Origin of the sequence: Pseudomonas sp. PDM15, from assembly GCF_014851565.1 — a bacterium.
GTDB lineage: Bacteria > Pseudomonadota > Gammaproteobacteria > Pseudomonadales > Pseudomonadaceae > Aquipseudomonas.
This window is the reverse complement of sequence record NZ_JACVAA010000004.1, coordinates 165,326-183,038: the sequence shown is the minus strand read 5'-3', so window position 1 is coordinate 183,038 and position 17,713 is coordinate 165,326. Positions and strand designations below refer to the sequence as shown.

Genomic DNA, 17,713 nt, shown 5'->3' with positions numbered 1-17,713 from the left:
GGGGACAAACGGCCATGCGTTGCGGTCATAGCAGTCGTATCGTCAATTCATGCCTCCTCGAGGATGACGCCATGCGCCGCGTGCTGCTCTGGTTCAAGCAGGATCTGCGCCTCGACGACCACCCGGCCCTGCAGGCCGCCATGGACGCCGACCGGGTACTGCCGCTCTACGTGTTCGACCCCGACCTGCTGCAACCCGGCCCCCTCGGCTGCCGACGCCTCGGCGTGCACCGGGCGCGCTTCCTGATGGAGAGCCTGGCCGCCCTTGACGGCGAGCTGCGCCAGCGCGGCTCCGGCCTGCTGGTGCTGCAGGGCCACGCCGAGCAGCTGATCCCGCGCCTGGCCGAGCAGCTCGACCTCGACGAGGTGCTGACTCTGGAGGAGATCGCGCCACAGCAACGCGCCCAGCTCGATGCCTTGCGCCAGGCCCTTGGCCCGGTGCAGCTGCGCGAACTGCCGGGCAACCATCTGCTGCATGCCGCCGACCTGCCCTGTGCGCCCAGCGAGCTGCCGCAGGTGTTCAGCCAGTTCCGCGAGCGCATCGAGCAGCGCCTTCCGGTTTTCCAGCCGCGCCCGGCGGCGATGCGCCTGCCGCCCCTGCCGGACAACGCCAGCGCTTATTTCGCCGCCTTGCCCAGCCTGTCCCAGCTTGGCCTCGGCGAGCCGCTCAGTGTGCCGAACAGCGCCTTTCCCTTCTCCGGCGGCGAGCCGGCGGCCCAGGCGCGCCTGCGCGACTACCTGTGGTTGACCCAGGGCGTGCGCAGCTATCGCGAGATGCGCAACGGCATGATCGGCAGCGAGTACTCGTCCAAGCTCTCACCCTGGCTGGCCAACGGCGCACTCTCGCCACGGCGGGTGGTGGCCGAGCTGCGCCGCCACGAGTCGCAGTACGGGCAGAACGATTCGACCCTCGCCCTGTGGCAGGAAATGCTCTGGCGCGAGTTCTTCCGCTGGACCCTGGTGCGCCACGGCGACGCGCTGTTCCGCGCCGACGGGCTGAAGGCCACCGCACGCGCGCCACAGCAGCTGGACGAGCGCTTCGAACAGTGGTGCCAGGGCCGCACCGGCATGCCGCTGGTGGACGCCAACATGCGCGAGCTGGCCGCCACCGGCTTCATGTCCAACCGCGGCCGGCAGATAGTCGCCAGCTACCTGGTCGGCAACCTGCAGCAGGACTGGCGGCACGGCGCCGCCTGGTTCGAAGAGCATCTGCTGGACTACGACCCGGCCAGCAACTGGGGTAACTGGGCCTACCTGGCCGGCGTCGCCAGCGACCCGCATCGCCAGCACCTGGCCAACGCCCTGCGCCAGGCCCGCCAATACGACCCCAGCGCAGCCTATATCAGCCTCTGGCTGCCGGAGTTGCGCGACGTGCCGCAGCACCTGCGGCACACGCCGTTCCTGCTGCCACACTTGGAGCTGGATGCCATGGGCTATCCGCGCCTGGAGCGCATCCCCGAGGACTGGAAGCCGTATCTGCCGAGCGCCGCCTAGCGCCCGACCACCGCGCGTTTGGCGCTAGCCCAGCAGGACGCGGTTGCGCCCCTCGCGCTTGGCCTTGTACAGCGCCTGGTCGGCGCGGCCGAAGGCGGTCTCGCCGCTCTCGCCAGGGACGAAGGCGGTCAGGCCGCCGGACAGGGTGATGGTCACCGGCTCGCCACGGAAGTGGAACGGGCAGGACTCGACGGCACTGCGCAGGGTCTCCAGCAACTGTTGCCCACCTTCCAGCGGCGTGCTCGGCACCAGCAGGACGAACTCCTCGCCGCCGAAGCGAGCGAGGAAGTCGGTCTTGCGCAGGCGCTTGACCAGCTCGCCGGCAATGATCTTCAGCACCTTGTCGCCGGCCAGGTGGCCATAGCCATCGTTGATGCGCTTGAAGTGGTCGATGTCGAGTACCGCCAGCAGCAGCTCGCCGCCGTAGCGGCGCCAGCGGGCCACCTCCAGGTCAAGGCGCTCGGCCCAGCCGGCGCGGTTGGCCAGGCCGGTGAGCGGATCGGTCAGGGCCTTCTGCCGCTGCTCCTCGAGGTGATCGCGGAAGCCCTGGGCCTCCTGCTCCATCTCGGCGACCCGCTGTGACAGGGCCTTCAGCCGCACGGCTACTTCCTCTTCGCGCCCCTCACGCTGGCGCTGGTGATCGCCCACCGTGCTGAGCAGGCCATCCAGGCGCTGTTCCAGGGCGCGCTTGAGGCTGGGCAGGTCGACCGCTTCCTGCACACTGGCCTGCAAGCCGCTGACCTGCTCGCGCAGCTCCTGATTGAAGTTGCGCGCGCTCTCCACCGACTCGCTGTAGCCCTCGTGGGCCTCGGTCAGGGTGCCGAGGAAGGCGGCCAGGCGCTCGTTGAGTTGCTTGAGGTAGCCGGCGAACTCGCGCTGACCGCTGTCGGTGACCGCCAGCACCAGGACCGCCAGGTCGTCCAGCAGCGGCACCAGCTCATACCAGTTCAGGCCGCCGTGCAGGCGCTCGCGCAGGGCCTCGCCCTGGGGCTGGTGGTGCTCCGGCAGCTCCAGCTCGTCGAGCAGGCCCAACAGGCTATCGGCGATATGCGGTGCCACGGCGCTGTAGCCCGGCTCCGGACGCTCGGGCAGGGCGAAGGCGGGGTCTCCGCCGTCGCCGGTGATGATGCGTGCGTCCAGCGGCAGGCTGTCCAGGCTGGCAACCGAAGGCGCGACGCGGGATGCCAAGGGAGCAACGGCTGGCTGCGGCTGGCCGGGATCGGTTCGCGCGACCGTCTGCTCAACGGGGACAGGGCTGGGAGAGGCTGCCGGCTGGCTCGCGGCAGGAGCTGTCGGCGCAGGTTCGGCGACAGGCGCCTGAGCCGGCGCGGCGGCAAGTGGCGCTGGCGGCTCGTCGTCCTCGAGTTCGAAGTCCTGCTCGGTGGCGGGTTGTGCCTGGGGCTGTTCGACCGGTGCATCGCCGGGCGCCTCGTCGCGCCCGCTGCCGAACAGGCGCTGCAGCAGGCCGGGACGCTCCACCGGCTCGCTGCCCAGCACGCTCAGCGCCTTGCCCTGAAGACTGCTCAATTCGGCCAGCAGCGCCGGCAATTCGCGCGGCTGGCTGGCGCGCTCCTCGATGCGCTTGGAGAACTGCTTGAGTGCCTTGCGCACTTCGCGCGGCGGGTCGAGGGCCAGCAACTGCTGGGTCAGCCCGGTGATGCCGGCGATGTTCTGTTCGATGCGCAGCTGGCGGCGCTGCTCGGAGTCCAGCACCGCCTTCTCCAAGCGCGGGATCAGCGCCGAGAGGCCGTTGTCCATCTGCTCGCCACGGATCAGGTCACGCAGCTCCTGCATGCACTGGTCCACCGCCTTGTCGCTGCCCTCGGCCGCCAGCGAGCTGCGCACCAGGCCGCGACGCAACAGGTCGAGACGCTCGTTCCAGCGCTGCTCCTGCACCTCCTGTTGTTCCAGGCTCTCCAGGTATTTGGCTTTCCAGCGCTGGGCATCATCGGTCATGGTGGCGATCCAGTGGCAAAACCACTACAGCATAGGCAGATTGAGGCCGGTCGGCAGGCGGATGTCCACCGCCACCGGCAAATGGTCGGAGATCGGCTGGCTGAGCACGGCGACCCGTTCCAGCACCAGCTCCGGACTCAGCAGAATATGATCCAGACAGCGCTGCGGACGCCAGCTGGGAAAGGTCGCGTCGATCTGCGGAGCGACCAGGCCGAGGTCGCGCAGCGGCGAGTGCTGCAGCAGGTCAATGGCGTGGGTGTTCATGTCGCCCATCAGCACCACGTGGCGAGCGCCATCGATCAGCTCGCGCACATAGGCCAGCTGGCGCGTGCGGGTACGCGGCCCCAGGGCCAGATGCATGTTGATCACCACCAGCGCATCCGCCCCCTCACCGAACTTCAGCAGCACGGCGCCGCGACCTGGCGGGCCGGGTAGCGGGTGGTCTTCTAGCAGGTCGGGACGCAGCCGGCTGAGCACGCCATTGCTGTGCTGGGCCAGGCGGCCGAGGTTGCGGTTGAGCTGTTGGTACCAGTAGGGGAAGGCGCCCAGTTCGGCCAGGCGCTCGACCTGGTTGACGTAGCCCGAGCGCAGGCTGCCGCCATCCACTTCCTGCAGGGCGACCAGGTCGTAGTCGCCGAGCAGTGCGCCGATCCGTTGCAGATTGCCGGCCCTGCCGGGGTGCGGCAGCAGATGCTGCCAGCCACGGGTCAGGTAGTGGTGGTAACGCTCGGTGCTGATGCCGACCTGGATATTGAAGCTGAGCAGGCGCAGGCGACCATCGCCACAGTGGCCGCCGGAGTCCGCGCAAAGACCGTTGACCTGCGTCTGGCGCAGGCCCGCGGAACGCCCGGAATTCCAGCGGCGCAGCATGGTTAGATACTCAGTTGGCGGAACGCTCTTTCTGGATCAGGAAGTCGGCGACCTGCAGCGCTTCCTGCGGTCCGCCGGAGCTACGGATGTCGAAGCGATACTTGCCGCCAACAATCAGCACCGGTACGCCGGTGATCTGGTAGGACTTCGCCAACTGCTTGGCCTTGGCCATCTGGCCCTTCACGGCAAAGGAGTTGAAAGTGCTGAGGAACTTGCCCTTGTCCACGCCCTGGCCAGCGAGGAACTCGGCCATTTCTTCAGGCGTTTCCAGCTTGCGCTTTTCCTTGTGGAGAGCGTTGAACACAGCTTCGTGGACCTGCTTCTCTACACCCATGGACTCGAGGGTGATGAACAGCTGGCCATGCACGTCCCACACGCCGCCGAACATGGCTGGGATGCGCACGAAGTTGACGTCTTCCGGCAGCTTCTCGACCCAGGGGTTGAGGGTCGGCTCGAACTGGTAGCAGTGCGGGCAGCCGTACCAGAACAGCTCGACCACCTCGATCTGGCCCGGCTGGGAAACCGGTACCGGGCTGCTCAGCTCGACGTACTGGCGGCCGGCTTCGATGCTCTCTGCCTGGGCGCCCAGGCCCAGCAGGCTGAGGCTGGCGAAGGCGGCGCTGAGAATCAGGTTACGCATGCAGAACTCCTTGACGATGGGAACCGCGCAGGCGGGCGCGGCTCGGTTCGACCGGCGGCGCAGCGGCGGGTTCCGGCATTGTAGCGGCAGCACCAACGAAAAAGGGTGGCCGTGGCCACCCTTTTGTTTCCGCTTGTCAGCGCTGCTTAGTGCAGGCCCTGGATGTAGCTGGATACTGCTTCGATGTCCTTGTTGCTCAGCTTGGCGGCGATGGCGCGCATGATCATGGCGTCGCCGTCGTTGGTGCGATTGCCTTCGCGGAAGTCGGTCAGCTGCTTGGCCACGTATGTCGCATGCTGGCCGCCCAGTTTGGGGAAGCTTGCAGCGGCCAGGCCGGCGCCATTGGGCGAGTGGCAACCAGTGCAGGCCGGCATGCCCTCGGCGATCTTGCCACCGCGGAACAGCGCCTCGCCACGCTCGACCAGCTTGGGATCGGCGGCGCCGACGCTCATCTGCTGGCTGGCAAAATAGGCGGAAATGTCGGCCAGATCCTGCTCGCTGAGGTTGTCCAGCAGGCCGGTCATCTCCAGTACGGTGCGCTTGCCGCCCTTGATGTCATTCAGTTGCTTCAGCAGATAACGCTCGCCCTGGCCGGCCAGCTTGGGGAAGTTCGGCGCGGCGCTGTTGCCGTCGGCACCGTGGCAGGCACCACAGACAGCCGTCTTTGCCTTGCCGGCTTCGGCATCGCCGACGATCTTGCCAGCGTCGGCGGCTTGCGCTGCCACGGAGACACCCAGGCTCAACAGGAGACTCACGAGTACTTTGTTCATCAGCTAATCCAATAACGGCTAGAGGTAATTAGGTTTCTTACGGGACTACTCGCTCATCAACTTGATGACGGCCTGGTAGTCCTCGGCACTGCAATCCATGCACAGGCCACGGGGTGGCATGGCATTCAAACCGTTGGTGACGCTCAGCACCAGCGCGTCCATACCCTTGGCCACGCGTGGTTCCCAAGATGCCTTGTCGCCTCGTTTGGGCGCCATCGGCAGTTGACCATTGTGGCAGGCCGCACAGGCCTTGGCATAAACCGCTTCCGGATCCTGCGCCGCATTCGCGGCACCCGATAACCACAGCAACGCCGCGCCGACGATCAGCACTTTATTCATAGCCTAAACCTCATCAGGGAGGGAACGGCCTGCGTCTAGTCGCGCAGCGTGTTCTGTCTCGTTCCCGGCGGAAGGACAAAGCGCACACAAAATCTGCGGCATTATATACTGGCGTCGCTGAAACGGAAGCGACAGCATGCCGCGCCCCGGGGCCTCCCGGGCCGTCGCCGAGCGCTCCGGCTCCCCGCCCATACGGACTCCCCATGTCATCCAAGAATCCCATTCTCGGCCTGTGCCAGCAGGCAACCTTCCTCATCAGCGCCGCCAAGGTCGACCAGTGTCCGGACGACCAGGGCCTGGAAGTGGCCTTCGCCGGCCGCTCCAACGCCGGCAAGTCGAGCGCGCTGAACACCCTTACCCACGCCAGCCTGGCGCGTACCTCGAAGACGCCGGGGCGCACCCAGCTGCTCAACTTCTTCCGCCTGGACGATGAGCGCCGCCTGGTCGACCTGCCTGGCTACGGCTACGCCAAGGTGCCGATCCCGCTCAAGCAGCACTGGCAGAAGCACCTTGAAGCCTACCTGGGCAGCCGCGAGAGCCTGTGCGGGCTGGTGCTGATGATGGACATCCGCCACCCGCTGACCGAGTTCGACAGCATGATGCTGGACTGGTCCAAGGCCAGCGGCATGCCGCTGCACATCCTGCTGACCAAGGCCGACAAGCTGACCTTCGGCGCCGCCAAGAATGCCCTGCTCAAGGTGCGCCAGGAGATCCGCAAGGAGTGGGGCGACGATGTCGCCAGCATCCAGTTGTTCTCGGCGCCCAAGCGCATGGGCGTGGAAGAGGCGCAGCTGGTCCTGGCCCAGTGGTTGGGCCTGATCGAGAACGGAGAAGAGGCCGGCGAAGAGGCTTGATCGCGGGCAATTTTTGCCGCCGCTGCGCCGGTCAGCGTGGCCGCCACGTACAAATCGCGGACAAAAAAAACCCCGGGCTTCGTATGGGGAGGGAGAAGACCGGGGTTCAATTCTGAACCGCTAGGGCGGGGTTCAGAGATCTGCCAACACTAAAACACAGCTAGGAGCATCGAAAGGCACGCATGCCATTCGTGATCTCTGACTGGCCAATCTGGCGGTTAGTTCAGTTTTTCTTAAATCGCATTGCCATAAGCATTCGGTAATAAGGCTAAAAACAGCATAAGGCATGCGACCTTATGCCGCAGCCGCTCAATGCGCCTCGTCCCAGTTGTCGCCCACCCCGGCTTCCACCACCAGCGGTACATCGAGCGCGGCGGCGCCGCTCATCAGCGGCAGCAGACCCGCCCTGAGCGCATCCACCTGATCCTCGCGCACCTCCAGCACCAGTTCGTCGTGTACCTGCAGGATGACTTTCGCATCCAGCCCGGACTTCGGCAGCCACTGGTCCACGGCGACCATCGCGCGCTTCATGATGTCCGCCGCCGTGCCCTGCATCGGCGCGTTGATCGCGGTGCGCTCGGCGCCCTTGCGCAGCGCCGGGTTCTTCGCGTGGATATCCGGCAGGTACAGACGGCGGCCGAACAGGGTCTCGACATAGCCCTGCTGGGTGGCCTGCTCGCGAGTGCGCTCCATGTAGGCCAGCACCCCCGGATAGCGGGCGAAGTAGCGGTCGATATAGGCCTGGGACTGCTTGCGGTCGACGCCGATCTGCTTGGCCAGACCGAACGCGCTCATGCCATAGATCAGGCCGAAGTTGATCGCCTTGGCGCTGCGACGCTGGTCGTTGGTCACCTGCTCCAGCTCGACCCCGAACACTTCGGCGGCGGTGGCGCGGTGCACGTCGCGGTCGTGGCGGAAGGCATCCAGCAGGCCCTCGTCCTTGGCCAGGTGGGCCATGATGCGTAGCTCGATCTGCGAGTAATCCGCCGACATCAGCTTGTAGCCCTTGGGCGCGACGAAAGCCTGGCGGATGCGCCGGCCCTCGGCGGTGCGGATCGGGATGTTCTGCAGGTTCGGATCGGTCGATGACAGCCGCCCGGTGGCAGCCACCGCCTGGTGGTAGCTGGTGTGAATGCGCCCGGTGCGCGGATTGATCTGCTCCGGCAGGCGGTCGGTGTAGGTGCTCTTCAGCTTGCTCAGCGAGCGGTACTGCATGATCACCTTGGGCAGCGCGTAATCCTGCTCGGCCAGCTCGGCCAGCACGTTCTCGGCGGTGGACGGCTGGCCGGTGGCAGTCTTGCTCAGCACCGGCAGGCCGAGCTTTTCATAGAGGATGGCGCCGAGCTGCTTGGGCGAGCCGAGATTGAATTCCTGCTCGGCGATGGCATAGGCCTCGCGCTCCAGGCCGATCATCTTCTCGCCCAGCTCCAGGCTCTGCTGACCGAGCAGCTTGGCGTCGACCAGCGCGCCGTTGCGCTCGATGCGCGCCAACACCGGCACCAGCGGCATCTCGATCTCCTTGAGCACCTTGACCAGCGCCGGCGTCGCCGACAGTTTGGCCCACAGGGTCTGGTGCAGACGCAGGGTCACGTCGGCATCCTCAGCCGCGTAGGGGCCGGCCTGCTCGATGGCGATCTGGTCGAAGGTCAGTTGCTTGGCGCCCTTGCCGGCGATGTCCTCGAAACGGATGGTGCTGTGCTCCAGATACTTGAGCGCCAGGCTGTCCATGTCGTGGCGGGTCGCCGTGGAATCCAGCACATAGGACTCGAGCATGGTGTCGAAGGCCAGCCCCTGCACCTCGATGGGCGTGGTGGCGTTGGCCAGCACGTTCATGTCGTACTTGCCGTGCTGGCCGACCTTGGCCTTGGCCGGGTCCTCGAGGATCGGCTTGAGCGCGCGCAGAACCGCGTCGCGATCAAGCTGCTCGGGCACGCCCATATAGGAGTGCGCCAGCGGCACGTAGGCCGCCTCGCCGGCGGTGACAGCGAAGGATACGCCGACCACCTGGGCCTGCTGCGGGTCGAGGCTGGTGGTCTCGGTGTCGAAGGCGATCAGCTCGGCCTGCTCCAGCTTCTTCAGCCAGGCATCGAACTGCGCCTGCTCCAGCACCGTCTCGTAGTTGCTGGCCACGGCCGGCGTCTCGCTCAGCGGGCCCTCGTCGAACAGGCCGCCGCTGATCGGCGGAGCCGGCGGGTTCTTGGCCTTTTCGCGCATCAGCTCATCCTGCCAGCTCTTGAACTCCAGCTCGGTGTAGAGCTGCAGCAGCGCCTCGCGGTCCGGCTCACCGGGATGCAGGTCATCGATCTGGATGTTCAGCTCGACGTCGGTCTTGATGGTCGCCAGCTGATAGGAGAGGAAGGCCATGTCCTTGTGCTCGGCCAGCTTGGCCGGCAGGGTCTTGGCACCGCGGATCGGCAGCTCGGGCACCTTGTCGAGGTTGGCGTACAGGACGTCCAGACCACCACCGACGCCCACCAGCAGGCCCAGCGCGGTCTTCTCGCCGACGCCCGGCACACCGGGAATGTTGTCGACCTTGTCGCCCATCAGCGCCAGGTAATCGATGATCAGCTCGGGGCCAACGCCGAACTTGGCCTTCACCCCGTCGATGTCGTAGACGCTGCCTGTCATGGTGTTGACCAGAGTGACGTGCGGGCAGACCAGCTGGGCCATGTCCTTGTCGCCGGTGGAGATCACCACGTCGCGACCGAGCGCCGCGCACTGGCGCGCCAGGGTACCGATCACATCGTCGGCCTCCACGCCCTCGACGCACAGCAGCGGGTAGCCGAGGGCGCGCACGCTGGCGTGCAGCGGCTCAACCTGGCCGCGCAGGTCCTCCGGCATCGGCGGGCGGTTGGCCTTGTACTCGGCGAACATGGCGTCGCGGAACGTGCCGCCCTTGGCGTCGAACACCACCGCGAAGGGGCTGTCCGGGTATTGCTTGCGCAAGCTCTTGAGCATATTCAGCACGCCCTTCACCGCGCCGGTCTGCAGACCCTTGGAGGTGGCGAGCGGCGGCAGGGCATGGAAGGCGCGGTACAGATATGAGGAGCCGTCGACCAGAACCAGAGGGGCGTTGGACATACGCAAGATCAACCTTTTGCCGGGGGCGAGCGCTAGAATGTACGCATCAACCTGAAGAAAGGGACAAGGTTACCATGCGCCTGCTCACCCGCCTGACTCTGACCACCCTGCTGGCAGTCAGCCCGATGCTCGCCCTGGCCGAGGAAGAAGTCACCGGCGACCCGGACGTGACCATTCGCCAGGAAGACGACAAGACCATCACCGAATACCGGCAGAACGGCTTCCTCTACGCCATCAAGGTCACGCCGAAGAACGGCAAGCCGTACTTCCTGGTGCGCGCCGACGGCAGCGAGGGCAACTTCATTCGTTCCGACCAGCCGGACATGCTGATTCCCGCCTGGGAAATCTTCAGCTGGTAAGCGCCCATGTCCGTCTTCACGCCCCTCGAACGCCATGAACTGGAAACCTTCCTCGAACCCTACGGGCTCGGCCGCCTGAAGGATTTCCGCGGCATCGCCGCCGGCACCGAGAACAGCAACTTCTTCGTCAGCCTGGATGGTGGCGAGTTCGTCCTGACCCTGGTCGAACGTGGCCCGCGGGCCGACATGCCATTCTTCATCGCGCTGCTCGAGCGCCTGCACCAGGCCGGCCTGCCGGTGCCCTACGCGGTGCCGACGCAGAACGGCGAGGCTCTGCGCGAGCTGGCCGAGAAGCCAGCCATCCTGCAGCCTCGCCTGGCCGGCAAGCACGTCAGCCAGCCTAACGCCCATCATTGCGCGGAAGTCGGTACCTGGCTGGCGCGCCTGCATCTGGCGACTCGCGACAATATTCTGGAACGGCGCAGCGACCGCGGCCTCGACTGGATGCTGGAAGAAGGCCCGGTGCTGGCGCTGGAACTGCATGACGAGCAGTTGCCGCTGCTGCGCGACAGCCTGCACGAGGTGGGCGAGCTGAAGGCGCGTATCCTCGCCCTGCCGCGGGCCAACCTGCATGCCGACCTGTTCCGCGACAACGCGCTGTTCGACGGCAATCAGCTGGCCGGAGTGATCGACTTCTACAACGCCTGCTCGGGGCCGATGCTCTACGACCTGGCGATCACCCTCAACGACTGGTGCTCCCAGGCCGACGACGATCTGGACCTGGCCCGTGGCCGCGCGCTGCTCGGCGCCTACGCCGCGCTGCGGCCTTTCACCCGCGCCGAGGCCGAGCTGTGGCCGGCCATGCTGCGCATCGCCTGCCTGCGCTTCTGGCTCTCAAGGCTGATCGCCGCCCGCCGCTTCCAGGGCCGCGATGTGTTGGTCAAGGACCCGGCCGAGTTCCAGCGCCGTCTGGCGCACCGCCAGCAGGTCAAGCTGCCGCTACCGTTCGCCCTCTGAGGCCGGCTGCAGGTTGTACAGCCAGCGCTCGCCGCGCGGATTGTCCACCGGCTGCAGCCGCTCGAACTCGTGCTTGTCGATCAGCAACTCCAGCTGCGCCTGGGCGTTGTACTCGCAGAAGCGCACACGAAGGCGCGTGCCGGCCGGCAGTTGCAGGCCACCGCCATCGTGCAGAGCCACCTCGGTGCGGTAATCGTGGAAATCACCGGGGCACAGAATGTCCTGCAACCCGGCCTGCCAGCGCGCGGCCTGGTATCCCAGCAGTGCACTGACTGCCACCATCACCAGCGTCGCCGCCGACCAGCGCCATCCCTTGCGCATGTTCACTCCTCAGAGGCTTTCCAGGCAGCCGGCCAGGCCGCTACCCAGGTCGGTCAACAACTGCTCGTAGCTCGCGGCCTTGGCACCCAGCGCATCCAGCTCGGCCAGCTGCACCGGCAGGCCGGCGGACAAGGTGTCCGCCAGGCGCGGGCGCAGCGGCGGCTCGCTGAACACGCAGGCCGGACCGGTCGCCTGCAAGCGCTCACGCATCGCCGCCACATGGCGTGCCCCCGGCTGCACCTCGCTGGCGGCGGTGAAGACACCGGCGTGCTGCAGGCCATAGGCGGCTTCGAAGTAGTCGAAGGCCTGGTGGAAGACGAAGAACGGCTTGCTAGCCAGCGGCGCCAGGCGGGCCTTGGTCGCCGCATCAGCCGCGGACAGGCGCTGCTCGAAGGCCTGCAGGTTGGCCTGGTAGCGCGCGGCATTGGCCAGGTCGGCAGCGGAAAGGTCGGCCGCCATCTTGGCGGCGATTACCCGCGCATTGGCCGGCAGCAGCCACAGATGCGCATCCAGGCTGCCGGGGCGATGGTCGTGGTCGTGCTCGTCCTCGCCATGTTCGTCATGGTGCTGATGCTCACCTTCGCCGAAGTGGCGCAGGGTCAGGCCCGGCAGGTCCTGCACGGCTACGCTAGGCCGCTCGCGGCCGCTAAGCACTCGCGGCAGGAAGCTTTCCATGTCCGCGCCGATCCAGTACAGCAGGTCGGCGCTCTGCACCCGGCGCACGTCCGACGGACGCAGGGCGAAGTGGTGCGGCGAAGCCCCCGGCGGCAGCAACACCTCGGGCTGGCCGAGGTCGCCCTGCACGGCGGCGGCGATCAGCTGCAGCGGCTTGATGCTGGTCAGTACGCGCACCTCGGCCTGGGCGGCCAGGCTGAGCAGGGAGAAAGCGAGAACAACGAACAGACGCGACACGACGGCAAGACTCGGCAGAAAAAGAGTTATAGAATAACGTCTCTTCACCCGGACGTCCTCGTCATGTTCAAGCCGCTGACCGATAACACCCCGCTGGCCTGCCTGCCGCACGACCATTCGCGCTGCGTGGCCGCCGCCCTGGCCGAGGCCGAGGCACTGTGCGCCAAGCAGGGCACGCGCCTGACCGCGCTGCGCAAGCGCGTGCTGGAACTGGTCTGGGCCAGCCACAAGCCGCTGGGCGCCTACGATATCCTCGGCGTACTCAGCGATGAGGACGGCCGCCGCGCCGCGCCGCCCACCGTGTACCGCGCCCTGGATTTCCTCCTGGAAAACGGCCTGGTGCATCGCATCGCATCGCTCAACGCCTTTATCGGTTGCGTGCACCCGGGCGAGCTGCACCAGGGCCAGTTCCTGATCTGCCGCAGCTGCCACACCGCCATCGAGCTGGAACAGGCGTCGATCAGCCAGGCCATTGTCAGCGGTGCCAGCCAGGTCGGCTTCACCGTGGAGAGCCAGACCGTCGAAGTGGTCGGCCTCTGCGCCGGCTGCCAGGGCCCGCGATGAGCGAGGCACTGATCCGCCTCGACGGCGTCGGCGTCGGCTTCTCCGGCCAGGCGGTGCTGCAGGACGTGCAGCTGACCGTGCGCCCCGGCGAAATCGTCACCCTGATCGGCCCCAACGGCGCCGGCAAGACCACCCTGGTACGCACCGTGCTCGGCCTGCTCAAGCCTGATCGCGGCAGCGTGCAGCGCAAGGCGCGCCTGCGCATCGGCTACATGCCGCAGAAGCTGCACGTCGAGCCGACCCTGCCGCTCTCGGTGCTGCGCTTCCTGCGCCTGGTGCCGGGCGTGGATCGCGCCGCCGCCATGGCCGCGCTGGCCGAAGTCGGCGCCGAGCAGGTGCTGGACAGCCCGCTGCAGAGCATCTCCGGCGGCGAGCTGCAGCGCGTGCTGCTGGCCCGCGCCCTGCTGCGCGAACCGCAGCTGCTGGTGCTCGACGAGCCGGTGCAGGGCGTCGACGTGGCCGGCCAGGCCGAGCTGTACCGCCTGATCACTCGCCTGCGCGACCGCCACGGCTGCGGCGTGCTGATGGTGTCCCACGACCTGCACCTGGTGATGAGCACCACCGACCAGGTGGTCTGCCTGAATCGCCACGTGTGCTGCTCCGGCCACCCGGAACAGGTGAGCAACGACCCGGCCTTCGTCGAGATGTTCGGCCAGGACGCCAAGAGCCTTGCCATCTACCACCACCACCACGACCACAGCCATGACCTGCACGGCGCGGTGGTCGAGGCGCCAGGCCTGACCATTCACGGCCCGGCCCACGTGCACGGTCCGGGGTGCAAGCACTGATGCCCGAATTCCTCCTCAACGCCCTGCTCGCCGGCCTCGCCCTGGCCCTGGTGGCCGGCCCGCTCGGCTCCTTCGTGGTGTGGCGGCGCATGGCCTATTTCGGCGATACCCTGTCCCACGCCGCCCTGCTCGGCGTGGCCCTGGGCTTCCTGCTCGACCTCAATCCGACCCTGGCGGTCACCGTCGGCTGCCTGCTGCTGGCCGTGTTGCTGGTGACCCTGCAGCAGCGCCAGGCACTGGCCTCGGACACCCTGCTCGGCATCCTGGCGCCGACCACCCTGTCGCTGGGACTGGTGGTACTGAGCTTCATGGATGAGGTGCGCATCGACCTGATGGGCTACCTGTTCGGCGACCTGCTGGCCGTCGGCAGCACCGACCTGGCCTGGATTCTCGGCGGCTGCGCCCTGGTCCTGGCCCTGCTGCTGCCGTTGTGGCGGCGTCTGCTGGCGATCACCGTGCACGAGGAGCTGGCGCGGGTCGAAGGCCTGCCGGTGGCGAGCCTGCGCCTGGCGCTGATGCTGCTGATCGCGGTGGTCATCGCCGTGGCCATGAAGATAGTCGGGGTGCTGCTGATCACCTCGCTGCTGATCATTCCGGCCGCCGCCGCCCAGCGCCATGCGCGCACCCCGGAACAGATGGCGATCGGCGCCAGTTTGCTCGGCATGCTCGCGGTAGCCGCGGGCTTGAGCCTTTCCTGGTTCCAGGACACGCCAGCCGGGCCTTCTATCGTGGTATCAGCGGCAGCAATTTTCCTCATAGGCTTTGCTCTGCCCCGTCGGGCTCGTTAGCATTGGGCGTTTTTTGCCCAATCCAAAACGCACCAAAACCAACGGGTCACATGATGAACAAGGGAAGCTATCGTTATCTCGCCGCACTCGGCCTCGGCCTGCTGCTGAGCGAAGCCCGTGCCGAATATTGGACCGTGGATACTCTGGTAAAGGACTTCAGCCAGGTCTCCGCACTGATCGCCCGCGGCGAGCTGCAGGCCGCCGAAAGCAGCCTCAACACCCTGCGCCAGCATACCGCCAGCAACGATGTGCGTATCGGCCAATACCAGCGCGAGCTGGCCAATGCCTACCTGAAACAGGGCCGCCAGCAGCTGCAGGCCGGCAACGCCGCCGCGGCCAACGCCACCTTGAGCCAGGGCCAGCAGCACCTGAGCGCGGCCTCCCCGGCGCTGAAGCAGGAATACCAGGCCAGCCTGGCCGCCAGCGCCGCCGAGAGCGGTACCAAGCCAGCAGCAGTGGCCGCAGCCAAACCGCAAGCGCAGCCAGCTCCGGCTCCGGCTCCGGCTCCGGCCAAGGTCGCGGCCAAACCGGCGGTGGCCGCCGAGAACCCCGCAGAGCGTCGCGAGGACGTTGAGCGCCGCCTGCAGGAAGCCGAGGCGATCATCGCCAAGAAGGAAGCCGAGCGCGCCCGCCAGCAGAAGCTGGCCGAGGAAAAGGCCGCCGCGGAACGTGAAGCCCGAGCCCAGCAGGCCGCCGCCGCGCAACCTGCCGCAGCCCCAGCACCTGCAGTCGCCAAGGTGGAAGCCGCCGCGCCGGTCGTGGCCGCCGCGCCCCGTGCACGCCTGATCGATCCGGCGGCCGCCAGCAGCAGCGTGCCCATGCCGATGCTCGATGCCAATGACCGCGAAAGCCTGCGCAATCTGCTGGACCAGGTAGCGGCCGACGTGGTGGCCTTCGACTGCGCGGTGCGCCTGGAAGTGCGCGAGGCCAAGGACTATCCCTTCGTCGCCGCCCTGCTCTCGGCGCGGATCAAGAAGCTCGACCCGGCCTTCGCCCCGCAGTTCTCGCCGGTACTCAAGCCGGATCAGGAACCGCGCCTGGTGCTGAGCCCGCAAAGCAACGGCTGATTCCTCACTGTGTGACCACGGCCGCCCACGAGGCGGCCGTTTCGCTCTTATTCCCTTCTGAAAACAATTCAGGCCAATAAAGACTAAGAGCGCATAAACAAAGCGGCTAAAATGCGCGGCTTTCGGCCAACCGCCTACGCTTGCTGAAATCGCCGGCCCCACCTCCATGCCGGCAGACAGCCTTCAACGTACCCACAAGGTTCGCTCCGTGATCGAGTTTCACCACGTCAACAAGACCTATCGGGTCGCCGGGCGCGATGTGCCCGCCCTGCAGCCCACCAGCCTGCGCGTCGAGCGCGGCCAGGTGTTCGGCCTGATCGGCCACTCCGGCGCCGGCAAGAGCACATTGCTGCGCCTGATCAACCGCCTGGAAGAGCCCAGCGGCGGCCGCATCGAGATCGATGGCGAAGACGTTACCGCGCTGGATGCCAGGGGTCTGCGCCGCTTCCGCCGCCAGGTCGGGATGATCTTCCAGCACTTCAACCTGCTGTCGTCGAAGACCGTCGCCGCCAACGTGGCCATGCCGCTGGAGCTGGCCGGCGAGCTGAGCCGCGAGCAGATCACCCAGCGCGTCGCCGAGCTGCTGGCCCGCGTCGGCCTCAGCGATCACGCCAACAAGTTTCCGGCGCAGCTGTCCGGCGGCCAGAAGCAGCGCGTCGGTATTGCCCGCGCGCTGGCCACCCGCCCGAAGATCCTGCTGTGCGACGAGGCCACCAGTGCCCTCGACCCGCAAACCACCGGCCAGGTCCTGCAACTGCTGGCCGAGATCAACCGCGAGCTGGGCCTGACCATTGTCCTCATCACCCACGAGATGGATGTGATCCGCCGGGTCTGCGACCAGGTGGCGGTGATGGACGCCGGCACCATAGTCGAGCAGGGCCCGGTGGCCCAGGTGTTCCTCCACCCGCAGCACCCGACCACCCGCCGCTTCGTGCAGGAAGACGAGCACATCGACGAGAACGAGCAGCGTGATGACTTCGCCCATGTCAGCGGCAGGATCCTGCGCCTGACCTTCCAGGGCGAGGCCACCTACGCGCCGTTGCTCGGCACCGTAGCCCGGGAGACCGGGGTCGACTACAGCATCCTGGCCGGGCGCATCGACCGCATCAAGGACACGCCCTACGGCCAGCTGACCCTGGCCCTGACCGGCGGCGACATCGACGCCGCGCTGGCGCGCTTCCACGCCGCCGACGTGCACCTGGAGGTACTGCGCTGATGCTCGAGCAACTGCTGGCCAACTGGCTACCGAACGTCGACTGGGAGGAGATCGGCTACGCCAGTCTCGACACCCTCAACATGCTCGGCGGCGCCACCCTGTTCACCGTGCTGCTCGGCCTGCCGCTCGGCGTGCTGCTGTTCCTCACCGGCCCGCGGCAGATGTTCGAGCAACGCGCGCTGTACGGCGTGCTGTCGCTGGTGGTGAACGTGTTGCGCTCGGTGCCGTTCGTGATCCTGCTGATCCTGATGATCCCGCTGACAGTGATGATCACCGGCACCTCGCTGGGCGTCGCCGGCGCCATCCCGCCGCTGGTGGTGGGCGCCACGCCCTTCTTCGCCCGCCTGGTGGAAACCGCCCTGCGCGAGGTCGACCGCGGCATTATCGAGGCGACCCAGGCGATGGGCGCCAGCACCCTGCAGATCATCTTCCGCGCCCTGCTGCCAGAGGCGCTGCCAGGGCTGATCGCGGCCACCACCGTGACCGCCATCACCCTGGTTTCCTACACCGCCATGAGCGGCCTGATCGGCGGCGGCGGTCTCGGCGACCTGGCCGTGCGCTACGGCTACCAGCGCTACCAGCCGGACGTGATGGCGGTGACCGTCATCCTCCTACTGATCCTGGTGCAGGTCCTGCAGATGGTCGGCGACAAGCTGGTCATCCACTTCTCGCGCAAGTAACCCATTCGCACCACCTAGAACAGCGGGCAACCGGCCACCCGTCGAACCCCGCGCCATA

18 protein-coding genes are annotated in these 17,713 nt (G+C 67.1%); 10 read left to right on the top strand and 8 right to left on the bottom strand.

The genetic code is table 11. The features are described from left to right. Positions 1-71: 71 nt before the first annotated feature. Positions 72-1,493: a DASH family cryptochrome gene (locus IB232_RS12325; RefSeq protein ID WP_192398926.1), complete on the top strand. Its 1,422-nt coding sequence runs from the start codon at positions 72-74 to the stop codon at positions 1,491-1,493. A gap of 24 nt (positions 1,494-1,517) precedes the next feature. Here IB232_RS12325 and IB232_RS12320 read toward each other — a convergent pair whose 3' ends face one another. The 5 genes from IB232_RS12320 to IB232_RS12300 form a co-directional block, all read right to left on the bottom strand. Then, positions 1,518-3,449, bottom strand: coding sequence for a GGDEF domain-containing protein (locus IB232_RS12320; RefSeq protein ID WP_192398925.1), 1,932 nt, complete (start codon positions 3,447-3,449; stop codon positions 1,518-1,520). 24 nt (positions 3,450-3,473) lie between these two features. Beyond that, on the bottom strand, positions 3,474-4,319 hold the full coding sequence (locus IB232_RS12315; RefSeq protein WP_192398924.1) for an endonuclease/exonuclease/phosphatase family protein: 846 nt from the start codon (positions 4,317-4,319) through the stop codon (positions 3,474-3,476). 10 nt (positions 4,320-4,329) lie between these two features. Beyond that, the gene (locus tag IB232_RS12310; protein ID WP_192398923.1) at positions 4,330-4,959 is read right to left on the bottom strand and encodes a thiol:disulfide interchange protein DsbA/DsbL; all 630 of its coding nucleotides are present in this window, start codon (positions 4,957-4,959) and stop codon (positions 4,330-4,332) included. Positions 4,960-5,105: 146 nt separating this feature from the next. Beyond that, entirely contained in the window at positions 5,106-5,729 is a 624-nt protein-coding gene (locus IB232_RS12305) for a c-type cytochrome (protein WP_192398922.1), read from the bottom strand. A gap of 45 nt (positions 5,730-5,774) precedes the next feature. After that, positions 5,775-6,068 carry a c-type cytochrome gene (locus IB232_RS12300; RefSeq protein WP_192398921.1) on the bottom strand — a complete coding sequence of 98 codons (294 nt, stop codon included), beginning with the start codon at positions 6,066-6,068 and terminating at the stop codon, positions 5,775-5,777. Positions 6,069-6,271: 203 nt separating this feature from the next. Between IB232_RS12300 and yihA the strand changes: the two genes are divergently transcribed. Further along, on the top strand, positions 6,272-6,922 hold the full coding sequence (yihA, locus tag IB232_RS12295; protein WP_192398920.1) for a ribosome biogenesis GTP-binding protein YihA/YsxC: 651 nt from the start codon (positions 6,272-6,274) through the stop codon (positions 6,920-6,922). A 309-nt stretch (positions 6,923-7,231) separates the two neighbouring features. On the opposite strand, the gene polA is transcribed toward yihA, so the two are convergent. Further along, complete coding sequence (gene polA / locus IB232_RS12290) at positions 7,232-10,003, bottom strand: DNA polymerase I (protein ID WP_192398919.1); 2,772 nt, start codon at positions 10,001-10,003, stop codon at positions 7,232-7,234. Positions 10,004-10,077: 74 nt separating this feature from the next. Between polA and IB232_RS12285 the strand changes: the two genes are divergently transcribed. Continuing rightward, positions 10,078-10,362, top strand: coding sequence for a DUF2782 domain-containing protein (locus IB232_RS12285; protein ID WP_192398918.1), 285 nt, complete (start codon positions 10,078-10,080; stop codon positions 10,360-10,362). A gap of 6 nt (positions 10,363-10,368) precedes the next feature. Further along, positions 10,369-11,319: a homoserine kinase gene (locus IB232_RS12280; RefSeq protein ID WP_192398917.1), complete on the top strand. Its 951-nt coding sequence runs from the start codon at positions 10,369-10,371 to the stop codon at positions 11,317-11,319. On the opposite strand, the gene IB232_RS12275 is transcribed toward IB232_RS12280, so the two are convergent. Together IB232_RS12275 and IB232_RS12270 are read right to left on the bottom strand one after the other, a co-directional pair. Beyond that, positions 11,302-11,640: a hypothetical protein gene (locus IB232_RS12275; RefSeq protein WP_192398916.1), complete on the bottom strand. Its 339-nt coding sequence runs from the start codon at positions 11,638-11,640 to the stop codon at positions 11,302-11,304. The genes IB232_RS12280 and IB232_RS12275 overlap by 18 nt on opposite strands. A gap of 9 nt (positions 11,641-11,649) precedes the next feature. Further along, entirely contained in the window at positions 11,650-12,552 is a 903-nt protein-coding gene (locus IB232_RS12270; RefSeq protein ID WP_192398915.1) for a zinc ABC transporter substrate-binding protein, read from the bottom strand. Between the two features lie 63 nt (positions 12,553-12,615). Between IB232_RS12270 and IB232_RS12265 the strand changes: the two genes are divergently transcribed. From IB232_RS12265 to IB232_RS12240, 6 genes are all read left to right on the top strand, one after another. After that, positions 12,616-13,116 (top strand): Fur family transcriptional regulator, encoded by a 501-nt coding sequence (locus tag IB232_RS12265; RefSeq protein WP_192398914.1) that lies wholly within the window; start codon positions 12,616-12,618, stop codon positions 13,114-13,116. Continuing rightward, complete coding sequence (znuC, locus tag IB232_RS12260; protein WP_192398913.1) at positions 13,113-13,904, top strand: zinc ABC transporter ATP-binding protein ZnuC; 792 nt, start codon at positions 13,113-13,115, stop codon at positions 13,902-13,904. The genes IB232_RS12265 and znuC overlap by 4 nt, the downstream gene beginning before the upstream one ends. After that, positions 13,904-14,692 (top strand): zinc ABC transporter permease subunit ZnuB, encoded by a 789-nt coding sequence (znuB, locus tag IB232_RS12255; RefSeq protein ID WP_192398912.1) that lies wholly within the window; start codon positions 13,904-13,906, stop codon positions 14,690-14,692. The genes znuC and znuB overlap by 1 nt, the downstream gene beginning before the upstream one ends. Before the next feature lie 50 nt (positions 14,693-14,742). Next, positions 14,743-15,759: a hypothetical protein gene (locus IB232_RS12250; RefSeq protein WP_192398911.1), complete on the top strand. Its 1,017-nt coding sequence runs from the start codon at positions 14,743-14,745 to the stop codon at positions 15,757-15,759. A gap of 208 nt (positions 15,760-15,967) precedes the next feature. Beyond that, complete coding sequence (locus IB232_RS12245) at positions 15,968-16,975, top strand: methionine ABC transporter ATP-binding protein (protein WP_192398910.1); 1,008 nt, start codon at positions 15,968-15,970, stop codon at positions 16,973-16,975. Then, entirely contained in the window at positions 16,975-17,655 is a 681-nt protein-coding gene (locus IB232_RS12240; protein ID WP_192398909.1) for a methionine ABC transporter permease, read from the top strand. Before IB232_RS12245 ends, IB232_RS12240 begins: the two co-directional genes overlap by 1 nt. Positions 17,656-17,713 lie beyond the last annotated feature (58 nt).

Coding starts and splice junctions, on each gene's coding strand:
- IB232_RS12325 (WP_192398926.1), top strand. CDS start 72: ATGCGCCGCGTGCTGCTCTGGTTCAAGCAGGATCTGCGCCTCGACGAC.
- IB232_RS12320 (WP_192398925.1), bottom strand. CDS start 3,449: ATGACCGATGATGCCCAGCGCTGGAAAGCCAAATACCTGGAGAGCCTG.
- IB232_RS12315 (WP_192398924.1), bottom strand. CDS start 4,319: ATGCTGCGCCGCTGGAATTCCGGGCGTTCCGCGGGCCTGCGCCAGACG.
- IB232_RS12310 (WP_192398923.1), bottom strand. CDS start 4,959: ATGCGTAACCTGATTCTCAGCGCCGCCTTCGCCAGCCTCAGCCTGCTG.
- IB232_RS12305 (WP_192398922.1), bottom strand. CDS start 5,729: ATGAACAAAGTACTCGTGAGTCTCCTGTTGAGCCTGGGTGTCTCCGTG.
- IB232_RS12300 (WP_192398921.1), bottom strand. CDS start 6,068: ATGAATAAAGTGCTGATCGTCGGCGCGGCGTTGCTGTGGTTATCGGGT.
- yihA (WP_192398920.1), top strand. CDS start 6,272: ATGTCATCCAAGAATCCCATTCTCGGCCTGTGCCAGCAGGCAACCTTC.
- polA (WP_192398919.1), bottom strand. CDS start 10,003: ATGTCCAACGCCCCTCTGGTTCTGGTCGACGGCTCCTCATATCTGTAC.
- IB232_RS12285 (WP_192398918.1), top strand. CDS start 10,078: ATGCGCCTGCTCACCCGCCTGACTCTGACCACCCTGCTGGCAGTCAGC.
- IB232_RS12280 (WP_192398917.1), top strand. CDS start 10,369: ATGTCCGTCTTCACGCCCCTCGAACGCCATGAACTGGAAACCTTCCTC.
- IB232_RS12275 (WP_192398916.1), bottom strand. CDS start 11,640: ATGCGCAAGGGATGGCGCTGGTCGGCGGCGACGCTGGTGATGGTGGCA.
- IB232_RS12265 (WP_192398914.1), top strand. CDS start 12,616: ATGTTCAAGCCGCTGACCGATAACACCCCGCTGGCCTGCCTGCCGCAC.
- znuC (WP_192398913.1), top strand. CDS start 13,113: ATGAGCGAGGCACTGATCCGCCTCGACGGCGTCGGCGTCGGCTTCTCC.
- znuB (WP_192398912.1), top strand. CDS start 13,904: ATGCCCGAATTCCTCCTCAACGCCCTGCTCGCCGGCCTCGCCCTGGCC.
- IB232_RS12250 (WP_192398911.1), top strand. CDS start 14,743: ATGATGAACAAGGGAAGCTATCGTTATCTCGCCGCACTCGGCCTCGGC.
- IB232_RS12240 (WP_192398909.1), top strand. CDS start 16,975: ATGCTCGAGCAACTGCTGGCCAACTGGCTACCGAACGTCGACTGGGAG.